Origin of the sequence: Hyphomicrobium sp. (assembly GCF_036780825.1) — a bacterium.
Taxonomy (GTDB): Bacteria; Pseudomonadota; Alphaproteobacteria; order Rhizobiales; family Hyphomicrobiaceae; genus Hyphomicrobium_C.
Genome location: NZ_DAIQCD010000057.1, coordinates 1 through 10159, shown reverse-complemented (window position 1 = coordinate 10159; position 10159 = coordinate 1). Strand labels below are relative to the sequence as shown.

Genomic DNA, 10159 nt, shown 5'->3' with positions numbered 1-10159 from the left:
GTTCCGGTCGGACCGCGTGGCGAGCTCTGCTAGAACTCGTTGGGTTATCAGTAGTTCTTCTAGTCCGTTCCGGTCGGACCGCGTGGCGATCTCTGCTAGAACATTTCCCAAAGTGCAGAGTATGAACAGGAAGTTCCGGTCGGACCGCGTGGCGATCTCTGCTAGAACCAGCGGCACCTACATGGAAATAAGTGCTGAGTTCCGGTCGGACCGCGTGGCGATCTCTGCTAGAACGGGCCTCTGGCAACCCATTGGGAGCCAGAGGCCTTTTTCACGTTTCGCATTGAAGAAAACGGCAGCCGACACGCCTGGATGTGTCGAGCTTCGCTCATTTCAGGCGCTCGAATCGCTTCAAAAGAGCTGAAGCTGGTTGGGCTTTTCGGGGCGGCCGCGTTGACCCGTGCCTCGAAACGATCTGATGGCCTCATATTGGCGATCTGTGAAGAACAACACATCAACCTTGCCTCCAGAGGGGACAGTGGCGCCGATTTTGCTCGCCAATGCCTCGGCCTGCTCTTTACCCGCCGTAAACTTTAGATAGCAGGAAAACTGCATCATGCAGAACCCTTGGTCGAGCAGGCTTTCTCGGAATTTTGTCGCGCGTTTGCGCTCCTCCGGCGTCAAAACCGGCAAATCGAACAGGGCCATGACCCACACGATGCGATACCCAGACAAACTACGGAATGTCATTCGGCCGCCTCGTCTCCCGACATACGAGGCCCCTCACTTGGAGGCAGAGGAATATCGGAGCGCGGGAGCCGCAGGCGGCGACGCTGTCCCAGATAGATCTGCGCGAGAGATTGCGTGAGACGGCTCAGCGCATTCGACAGCGTCGTAACGCCTTCGTCGGTTTCATAGTCCGCATGCAGGACGGCGGCGAGCCGGCGCTTCGCGGCGGTCTCGAGAGTGACGACACCCTCGCTGGCCAGATCCAGAGCAATGAGATCGACGGCTGGACGGAATGGCTCCATGAGGTCATCGGCCAGCTTCAGCCCGTCGCCCTTGCTCTTGTGATGCAGGCCAAGCGAGGGATGAAGCCCGCTCGCGACGATGGACCGGGCGGTCGCAGCGCGGACGACGGTGTAGCCGTAGTTGAGGAAGGCATTCAGACCGGCCGCATCCCGCTCGCGAATGAACCCTTTGCCGAAGAGAGCCGGCAGGTAGCGTTGCGCGGCTTGAGCCTCGATGTTGTCGGGATCGCCGGAGCGCACGCGCGCCACGAGCGAGCGGACGATCAGCGGGTTTCCGCCCGCGCGCTCCAGCGCCGCCGCCTGCGCACGCAGCTTCGCGCGAACGATCTCAGACCACAGCCGCTTCTTGCTGGGCTTCGTCGCCTCGGCCTGGGCTTCGATGCGGTCGCCCTGGGCATGGTGCCCGTTGACGGGGACGAGGCAGGCCGCGGGCGTGAAGTTCGTTCCGCAAATGACCACGGGCGCGTTGCGAGCCGCCAGCGCGGCCAGGGCCTGGTTCGTGTAGGTGACGGCGGGGCTCGCAGCGATCACGGCCTCGATGTCGTCAAGTGGAATCTGACCGAGCAGGCCGTCCGGGCCGGAGATGTTGAGGAAGCCGCGTTCGAGCGTCAGGCGCCGGCCCTCACCAGAAATCTCGACGATGCGCCCAAGCATGACAGATCCCCTGCATCCGATGTCCGAGCGCAGAGGAAAGCGATCTTCCGGCGAAAGCGCTACATCTCGTGGGAAGCGGGGTTAATCGGCACAAGGGAATGCGGCCGGAGCGATGGGACCCCGGCCGCGGTCGGGGATCCGCTCCCCGGTTCTAGCAGCGATCGCTGCAGTCCGACCGGAACACCCAACGGTATTCTCTTGCACGGCTTGAGAAAAAGAACACCAATAGGTTGGCCGCTCGAATTGTTACTATGTGGCGACAAGTTCCCAATCCACAAAGCTTCCGGCAAAGAGAGGAAACCTGTCGCCGCAAAAAATGAGCATAAGCGAATTACCATGGCCAACGGCTTGCCAGTGACCATCGCGCGGACAGCGGTCGCCAGTCCGACACATCGTTCCAATTGGATACAGGATCATTTTCCAGACCATTGGGTAGGGAATTTCGACTAAGCTCGTGCCGATTCGGCCTTCGGTCAATCGGCGTTGGAGCGTGTGAGGCTACGAATGCCGATCTCGTCTACGTGCACCTTGCGGGCATTGCGCTTCTTCAGCCCGCCGATGTTCGCGAAGTCCCAGCGGAAGAGATCCTCCTTGTCGTCGTGGCGCTTGCCGAGTTCGCCGCCTTCATTGTGGGACGCGAGATAGAGCACATTGTTGCTTGGCGACAGGCGGTGCACGGTCTTGATGCTGCGCTGGCCGTCCGCGTCGTCGACCTCGATCATGTCGCCTTTGTGCACGCGCATGACGAGCTTGCCGCCGAGCCGCTCGCGCTCCCACAGCGGCCGCCAGCCCGGCTGATTGACGTCGAACACGGTCGCCGCAAACCCCCGCCACGTGCCGTCGCGCATCTGCACGATGTCGATGTGGTGGTTGTCGCCAGGGAGCAGCGCCTTGTAGACCGCGCCCGTGCACCGGTCGCGGATATGAACCTCGCCGGCCTTCGTCTTACCGATGCGCACGCGCCGAACCTGTCGCTCGACTTCGTTGCCGTTGTGGGATGTTTTCACGCGGAAGGCGGCGAGCGCCGCCTTGAGACCCTTCTCGTCCGTGAGCTTACCCTTGTCGCTACGGTAAGGTGCCGCGAGAGCCTGAAGCTCGCTGCGGAGATGAGGATCGCGTACGCTGTCGATCTCGTTTGCGTTGAGCGCGACGAGCGGCTTGCGGAATACGAGATTGCCGATTTCGGCCGCTTCGGCAGGATTGGTCACGAGGCCATAAGCCGTATCCTCGTGCAAGGCGCCGCCCTTGCCGTGGTCGGCCTTCACGGAGACGACCACCGCGCGGACCTTCTCGCGCGCGATCTCCCGGAAATTTTGGAATGGATCCGGAACGTCTGCTGTCGTGCGCGCAAGATCCTGCTCCTCGCGCGCGCCGGCGCGCCGGGCAATATCCTGTAGCAGCGAGCGGTCGATGGCCCCGATGGTGATGGCGTCGATGGCATGGTGTCGATGATCGGCCCGCATCTTGCGGTTCTCGTCGCCGAGGATGGCGTTCAGCCCCCAGCGGGCGCGCAGCATGGCCGTGAGCTGCCCCGTCGTGACGTAGACGTGATCTGTGCTGCCGGTCGCCGCGCCGAGATAGAATCGCGCAAGCCTCGAGAGATGGCGTGTCTCGTTGATCTGGCGTGCGAGGAAGTCGCGCTCCTTGTTCTGGTAGCGCTCCATCGCGTCCGGTGCGAAGCGCCAGCGCTTGTTTGCGGGGAGACCTGCGGCTGCGGTGGCAATGTCGGTCCAGTCTGGCTGTTCGGGAAAGGCTTTGTGCGCGCCGCCGAACGCTTCGTATGGTGTTTCGCGGCGCTTGTGTCGGTTAGCGGCGCGGTAGCAGAGGATGCGGTTGGCCTTCGTGTCGTCGAGTGTGCGCGAGTAAGGCAGGATGTGATCGATCTCGATCTCAGCCGAGAACAGCGCCTCGATGCCGATCGGCTTCAGTGAGTACGGACAGAGGGCCACGCCGCCGTTCGCGCGCTGCTGCTCCTCGAATAGCCGCAAGCGCAGGCGGTTCTCACCCGTATCCGCTTGTCCTTGCTCTTCCAGGATAGCGCGGCGGCGATCGTTCTCCGTCTTGTTTCTGGCGTTCTCGCGCTGCTCCTTGTCCTTCTGCTCTTTTGTTAGCTTCAGCGCGCGCGCCAACTCGACCACAATCTGCGCCGGCGGGCCGTACGCCTTGATCAGCTTGTTGGTGACGCGCCGGAGCTGCCCGAGACCGATGTGCGCCGTCGGATTGGCGACGCGGCCGTAACGCTTTTCGGCGTTGTCCTCCGGCTTGCCGCTACCGAACGAGACCTGGCGTTCGAGAATCTGCCCGTAGTAGGGAAGGGGGATCTCGATAACGCCATCGCGGAAGTCGGAGTGGTGCCAAGTCACGCCAAGAGCTTTGCCAGCAAATTGCACCGCGTCGCTATATGCGATGACATCCTTTTTCAGCTCTTCGAGAACCGCGGCGTTTGCCGTCCGACCGAGGCGGGACACGCCCTCGCGCGGCGACCAGTTTGCCACGCGCCGCGCGGCGTCCTCGTCGAGCCCATGGTCCGCCATGAGCCATGACGCCACCTGCTCCTCGTCGTCCTCGTCGATCAGGCGCGTGACGATGGCGTCCCGCTCGGCGAGGGGCAGCACATACCAGCGCGGCCCGAAGCGATCCTTGGCGGCAAGCTTCTCGGCCGACTGGGAGCGGCAGTCGTAGAGGTCGCTGCGGCCGCTGTCCTCGCGATTGAACCGGACGTCGGAGTTAAGCTTGAGCGCAGCGCGGATCGTGTCGAAGGTGACGTGGCGCTTGCTTTTGCCTTGCAGCAGCGGTTGGGCGACGAGATCGCGTTCAGCCTTGGTCAAGGCTTTGTCGCGTAGGAGACCTTCGCCGTAACGGAGATGATTGAGCGTCTCGTAGATCGTGCGCTCCTCGACCGACGGCAAGGCCTTTGGCAGGCGCTCCTCCTCCGGCACGAGCGTGCAGCGCCCGCGCTCGACCGGCCTCAACGGCCGTTGCCAGAAGATCGTGTGCCTGATCCGGGAAATCGCGTCGTCGGTCAGGATGCCGGGATGGTGCGCACGCTGCCTGCCCATGAGCGTGTCGAACTCGTGCTCCAGCATCTCACGCAGAGGGTAGTAATGATAAAGCGCCTTGGCGCCTTCGCCCTCGAGGCGGATACGGACGGCTTTGCGGGTGCCAGGCGTGGCCTTGCCGTCGGGGCCGCCATGGCGCCGCCACAGGAATTCGCCGAACGTGCGCGCGTTCTCCGATTTCAGTGCGCCACGGAGCAGGCCGGCTGCGGTTTCGATCTTGCCCTTTTCGTCGGATCTGCGGTCCACGCGCCGGTTAGATTTGAAGCCGCGGCGCTGGTTCAAATGGAATAGCGCACGTCCCAGTTCGAACGGCGTCAACGGCTGATCCAGCCCCAGGGCGCGGAGCCGATAGGGATCGAGTGTGACAAGTGCGCGGCGCTCCTTCTCGTCCACCGGCAAGAGCCCAAGGTCGACAAGGAGTGCAATCAGATCGGTCCGGCGCTGGAGATAGCGATCGCGCCGCCGCCGCGCCGCGCGCGGCACGCGCCGCATCTCGGCCAGCGACTTGCCGTCCTTGGGATTGCGGCCGTCATTGAAGATGCGCACGCCGCACGCGATGAGTTCGGCAACGGTGGGCGGCGCCAAATTCGGATCAGGAAAATGGGTGATGCGATAGACGGCCCAGCCGATCGAGTTCGTCCCGAGATCGAAGGCGAATCGGAGCGGAATGCAACTTGTCATAAAATCATTCCCCCCATCGCGGAGCGCGGTCTCTTGCCCGGGCTCAGTATGCGTGCTAACCATGGGGCATTCTAGCAGAGATCGCGGCGTGGTCCCTCCGGTAACAAGGGTTCATCCCACGAAATCAAAGGCGGGCTCCGGTCCGCCTTTTTAATTAAGTCATGCCTCGCCTTTCTGGACCAGCATTGGCCTGTGATATTCGCTGCGCCGCGCGGGCCGACTGGGACACTCGGTTTCGAATCAAGTTTCATAGATCACGTCCGAAATCCTACGCGGCTGCGCTTTCGTTCAGATCATGAATCAGCCTGAAAAGACGCTCTGTATGCAGCTCGCCGAACATCTGTTCTGGCCCGATCGGGGCATGTCGGTAAACGGCGGCTCGTAAAGTAGGTCGGGCGCGAGCATCCCCTGGTCCGTGAGGTGTTCGACCACCATGTTGACGAACTCGATTTGCGCAACCGATGCGGTTCCGGACGTCAAAAACTCGCCGAAAACTTCCTGGGCAGTCGCGCGATCGAGGCCAACGAGGGACCGCACAAAGCGTCCAAATCCTTGACGGGCAGCGCCCGCCCGCACGATGTCTGCTGGGCAGCCGATGCCAGCGTCGAGCAGCATTTTTTCCAGCTCGTTCAGGTCGCTCGGCGTCAAGGGCTTTGCCTGCCGCAGCTTATGAAGCACGATATGGTCATCGTGCACCTTCAGGAAATGGCGGGCCTTTGCTTTGAATCTGGCGAAATCTGCTTCGCCGACTTGCGGCAGTTCGTGAGCAACACCCTCTCCAATCTCGTCGGCGAAGTTCGAATAGACAATGCTCTTCTTCGTCTTCTCGATGTGCTGGACGAGGTTGCGCAGTCGGCGGCGGATAAAATTCAGGGATCGATACGGTTACGCCTTGCCACCACGGCTCGGTCTGAATGTCTTCGGTTGGCGCGGCCTGATGGGCGATTGCCGGAATGCCGCCGATGCAATCTCGATCAGTTGCTTCTTGAGCTTGTCGAACCGCTTGGATCCTTTCAGAAGCGCCAATTCGAGCGACAGCATCAAGAGGTCGAAGCGTTTGGCCTCTTCCGTCCCCAGTCCCGTCGCCGACAGCGGAGCGACCTCCTCGACCAACTCTTCACGGGCCTCGTCGTCGAGCTTCGCCCAGGCCTCCGGCTTGCCGTATTTCTCTACGACGCGACGACGCCGACGCACGATGAAATTGTCCAGGCTCATGCCGCCGACGATATCCTGAAGGGTCTTCAGCGCGTCCGCGCGAACGTCGTCCTCGGTCGGCGGCTCGTTGTCCGAGCTTCCGCTGTCATATCCTTCCTGCTCGCCGACGGAGAAACCGCTTGCGCCGCCTATTTTCCCGTCCAGCGCGCGAGCCAAGTCGAGCCGCGCCGCGAACAGCCGGGCCGACAGCGATTTCGCCGCGCTCGCCAACCGACGGAGACAGTAGGGCTGCCACCTATGCTGCCGTTGATGCACCGTCAGTAGCCGAGGGCGCGACGCCTCCAACCGAGCACAATCCTGCCGTAGCTCTGGCGATCCATTGTGGAGGTGATCCCGGAGGAGGAGGGCGGCAAACCTCTCGATCTTGTCGGGAGTGATGGCCGGCTCGCCGCTGGTGATCTGTTTCTGCAGGTCGGCAATGTCCTGGGCCAGCTCATCGCGTTGCACCTTGAGGCCGACAAGACGTTCCTTGAGGTTCGGATCCTCGGCCTCCATCAGGCCCTTTTCCACAAGGCCGAGGAGCCGGACAATGGCCGCATCGGCGTCCTTGTGGGCTTGGGGCATCCGGCTGAGCCGGTCCTTGTTCTCATCTGCTTGGGTGGCGAACGTACCGATCTCAAGGTGAAGCCGGAGGTGATGGATCCGACTATCCTGGAGCGCATCAAGAAGGAGACGATTGATTATCTAAAGACGTACATCCCGTTCGGCGCCGGCGGTTGCACGATCGGCAGAACGCAGACGACTGTCGTTCACGAGATGTTATCGGAATTGGAAGGCCCAACGATTGTGCTGCTGACCGGCGTTGCGGGGAGCGGCAAGTCCGGTGTGGTGCGCGGGGTCATTGACAAGCTTGAGCAGCGCGGCATTCCCGCGCTGGCGCTCCGTGTAGACCAGCATCTTGCGTGTCGCACCTCTAAGGAGCTGGGGATTGCTCTCATCGGGCGAGCCGAGAGCCCGGCATGGACGCTGGCTCGGCTGGCACCCGGTAGGATGAGCGTTCTGGTTATTGATCAGGTCGACGCAATCAGCGAGGTGTCGGGCCGGAATGGTGCCGTGCGGGAGAGTGTGCTGCGTCTTCTCGATGAGGCCCATAATCTAAAGATCGTCCGAGTACTCCTCGTTTGCCGGACCTTGATCTCGATAATGATGCCCGGCTCAAGACTTGGAAGCAGGCGGCGCAGGTAAGAGAGGTCAACATACCTCTGCTCGATTGGGCGAGTGAGGTCGAGCCGTTTCTTACATGCCGCGGAGTGACAACTACGCTCTTAACGACAGGACAGAAGGAACTGCTGTGCTTGCCCCTCAATCTCGCACTCTTTTTAGAGAGTGAAGATGGCGACCAGTCGTTCAGAAGCCGCACCGACCTATTGCAGCGTCTTCTAAGGAAGAAAGAAAAATCAGTCGCTCAAGAACGGACCTTAGGGTGGACAGTTTCGGCCGCGCTTGTGGAGCTGGCTCGATGGATGAGCGACCGATAGCGGCTTGATGCCCCCGCAAGCGTACTCGATGGATATCGTGGAGCGACCGACGTATTGGTATCTGAACACCTCATCGTCAATGTGCGAGACAAGCTGAACCTTTTCCACGAGAGCTTCTTCGATTTTCTTTTCGCCCGTTCGTCCATCAGCAGCAATCGTTGCATGAACTGTTGATGTCGACCGAGCAGCACCTCTTCCGCAGAACACAGACCCGACAGATCCTCGAGGCGATGCGGCAAGCCGACTGGCCGCGGTACCTAACGGAGCTGGCCGACGTGATGGAAAGTGGCACGATCCGCTTTCACATCAAGAACGTCGTGGCGCTCTGGCTTGGGACCCTTAGCGATCCTACACCTGACGAGCTTCGCATTCTCGATGGTCTTGACGATCTCAGCGAGGAATTTCCGCTCGTCGTGCGCGATGCCCTGTTGGGTTCGTCGGGCTGGTTCGATATACCTTGCTGCGTCCGGATGGATAGATCGCGAGCTCGAATGTGCGATGGAACAACGCCGCGAAGCGGTGCTCCGGTGGCTCGATCGATCGGTGGCCGTGCGACCAAACGAGATCGCGGTGCTCCTTAGGCGGTGGTGGGCAGGTGACGCTACTAAGGGCCACGCACTCCTCCAGTGGTTTAGGTTCGTCTCCAAATCACCGGGGGATGGGGCGATCGAGAAGTTGTTCGAACAGGTAGTTCGCGAGACCCCTTAGAGCCCAGCTGGAACCCGTTGGGCAGGAACAGCATGTTCCTATCCAAGTCGGTGAGCGTCGTGAGGTCAGCGGCTCGATCCTGCGCACGTTATTTGATGCCTAGTTTAAGTCCAATCCTGGTCGGCATCCGTTTGAACGAGATGTCGTTCCGGACATAGCCAATCATTGGCTCAGCAATCTGGCTAAAGCCTCGCCAAAGGCCTTTCTTGAGAGATCTGGCCGCGCGTTGGTGGCCTCTTTTTTCCATTATTGTCGCAAAGGAAGCCGAGGGGGAGCGGGACTATACGTTCGATCGCCATCCACGAGCAGGTGAAGTCTACGGCGCCGATGCGCTTCTGGCGCTGCACCGAAAATCGCTGTGTGCGTTGGCCGCGAGTGAGCCGGAGACAGCCCGTACCATACTAAAAACGTTTGACCCTTCGCTTCATGTTTTCTTCCGGCACTTACACTTGGAGACTATCGCGGCAAGCGCGCGGTGCGCTCGCATCTGATTTAATCGCTCTGTTGAGTTTCTCGGATCTTGGCGAGGCAGGCTGGGCAGGCGTCCATTGGTTGTCGTTGGCAAGGGTCGCGAAAGTTTCCCTACCGTGCCTGACAGAAAGTGAGCGCGGACGGCTGGAAGAATACTTGTCCGCATTGAACCCCGAGTTAACAGACGCTCGCGAAGTGGCCGGCGCGATCCAACAGAACGGAGAAGATACCTGGCAGAATCGAGAATACGTAATGTACCTGATGTCGCGATCTGGTCATGCACGGTGGTGCGTGCTGAAGGCTCCAGCTCATTGAAAATAACCTGTACGAAGTATCGCGGTGCGCGTGCCACCTCACGGTGGATTTCAGTTATGCAATGCGCCTGCGCTGATCCTCGGTTCATTGGCGATTGTTGGGGGGCTAGCTGCGATGCGTGCTCGCCTTCTCCTGACGTCGCCTCGGCGGCTTCGTCGAGAGATAACCTGTAAATGCTCACGATCTCGCTCAGGATCGACAGCGCAAGCGTCTCCGGATCGCGCGTGGAAGGCAGGAGACCGATGGGTCCAACGATGCGGCTGCTCAACTCGTCGGCAACGCCATATTCGCGCAGCGACGCCAGACGGCGCTTGTGAGTCTGTCGGCTACCAATGGCGCCGATGTAAAACGCGCGAGAGTTCAGTGCCTGAACGAGCAGCTCGGGCTCCCAGTCATGGTCGTGGAACAACATGACGATAGCGGTATGACGATCACCCGTCAGATCGGATGAACCGGATGGGCTGTGGAGATGCCTGGCCCGTGCGCCTTGCCGAATGCATGCCGCCGCGATCACGCGATCGGGTGTGAGCACTTCGACAACAGCGCCAAACGCGATAGCCAATCTCGTGAGCGCCTCTGTCTCGCTCCCGTGTCCAATGATGACTAG

At 61.0% G+C, this 10159-nt stretch carries 8 protein-coding genes; 2 read left to right on the top strand and 6 right to left on the bottom strand.

The window, feature by feature from the left end; translation table 11 throughout:
* Window positions 1-351: 351 nt before the first annotated feature.
* From cas2 to V7P99_RS14345, 5 genes are all read right to left on the bottom strand, one after another.
* Window positions 352-648 (bottom strand): CRISPR-associated endonuclease Cas2, encoded by a 297-nt coding sequence (gene cas2, locus V7P99_RS14365; protein WP_333795518.1) that lies wholly within the window; start codon window positions 646-648, stop codon window positions 352-354.
* 38 nt (window positions 649-686) lie between these two features.
* Window positions 687-1625 carry a type II CRISPR-associated endonuclease Cas1 gene (gene cas1 / locus V7P99_RS14360; RefSeq protein WP_333795517.1) on the bottom strand — a complete coding sequence of 313 codons (939 nt, stop codon included), beginning with the start codon at window positions 1623-1625 and terminating at the stop codon, window positions 687-689.
* 473 nt (window positions 1626-2098) lie between these two features.
* On the bottom strand, window positions 2099-5365 hold the full coding sequence (gene cas9 / locus V7P99_RS14355; protein WP_333795516.1) for a type II CRISPR RNA-guided endonuclease Cas9: 3267 nt from the start codon (window positions 5363-5365) through the stop codon (window positions 2099-2101).
* 300 nt (window positions 5366-5665) lie between these two features.
* On the bottom strand, window positions 5666-6043 hold the full coding sequence (locus tag V7P99_RS14350) for a type I restriction-modification enzyme R subunit C-terminal domain-containing protein (protein ID WP_333795515.1): 378 nt from the start codon (window positions 6041-6043) through the stop codon (window positions 5666-5668).
* A 207-nt stretch (window positions 6044-6250) separates the two neighbouring features.
* The gene (locus V7P99_RS14345; protein WP_333795514.1) at window positions 6251-7075 is read right to left on the bottom strand and encodes a hypothetical protein; all 825 of its coding nucleotides are present in this window, start codon (window positions 7073-7075) and stop codon (window positions 6251-6253) included.
* Window positions 7076-7216: 141 nt separating this feature from the next.
* Between V7P99_RS14345 and V7P99_RS14340 the strand changes: the two genes are divergently transcribed.
* Window positions 7217-7765 (top strand): nSTAND1 domain-containing NTPase, encoded by a 549-nt coding sequence (locus tag V7P99_RS14340; RefSeq protein WP_333795513.1) that lies wholly within the window; start codon window positions 7217-7219, stop codon window positions 7763-7765.
* Window positions 7766-8231: 466 nt separating this feature from the next.
* Window positions 8232-8639: a hypothetical protein gene (locus tag V7P99_RS14335; protein WP_333795512.1), complete on the top strand. Its 408-nt coding sequence runs from the start codon at window positions 8232-8234 to the stop codon at window positions 8637-8639.
* Window positions 8640-9190: 551 nt separating this feature from the next.
* Here the strand turns inward: V7P99_RS14335 and V7P99_RS14330 are convergent.
* Window positions 9191-10159 (bottom strand): XdhC family protein (locus V7P99_RS14330; protein WP_333795511.1); only part of this gene is annotated, 969 nt, incomplete at its 5' end.

Coding starts and splice junctions, on each gene's coding strand:
- cas1 (WP_333795517.1), bottom strand. CDS start 1,625: ATGCTTGGGCGCATCGTCGAGATTTCTGGTGAGGGCCGGCGCCTGACG.
- cas2 (WP_333795518.1), bottom strand. CDS start 648: ATGGCCCTGTTCGATTTGCCGGTTTTGACGCCGGAGGAGCGCAAACGC.
- V7P99_RS14345 (WP_333795514.1), bottom strand. CDS start 7,075: ATGGAGGCCGAGGATCCGAACCTCAAGGAACGTCTTGTCGGCCTCAAG.
- V7P99_RS14340 (WP_333795513.1), top strand. CDS start 7,217: ATGGATCCGACTATCCTGGAGCGCATCAAGAAGGAGACGATTGATTAT.
- V7P99_RS14335 (WP_333795512.1), top strand. CDS start 8,232: ATGTCGACCGAGCAGCACCTCTTCCGCAGAACACAGACCCGACAGATC.
- cas9 (WP_333795516.1), bottom strand. CDS start 5,365: ATGACAAGTTGCATTCCGCTCCGATTCGCCTTCGATCTCGGGACGAAC.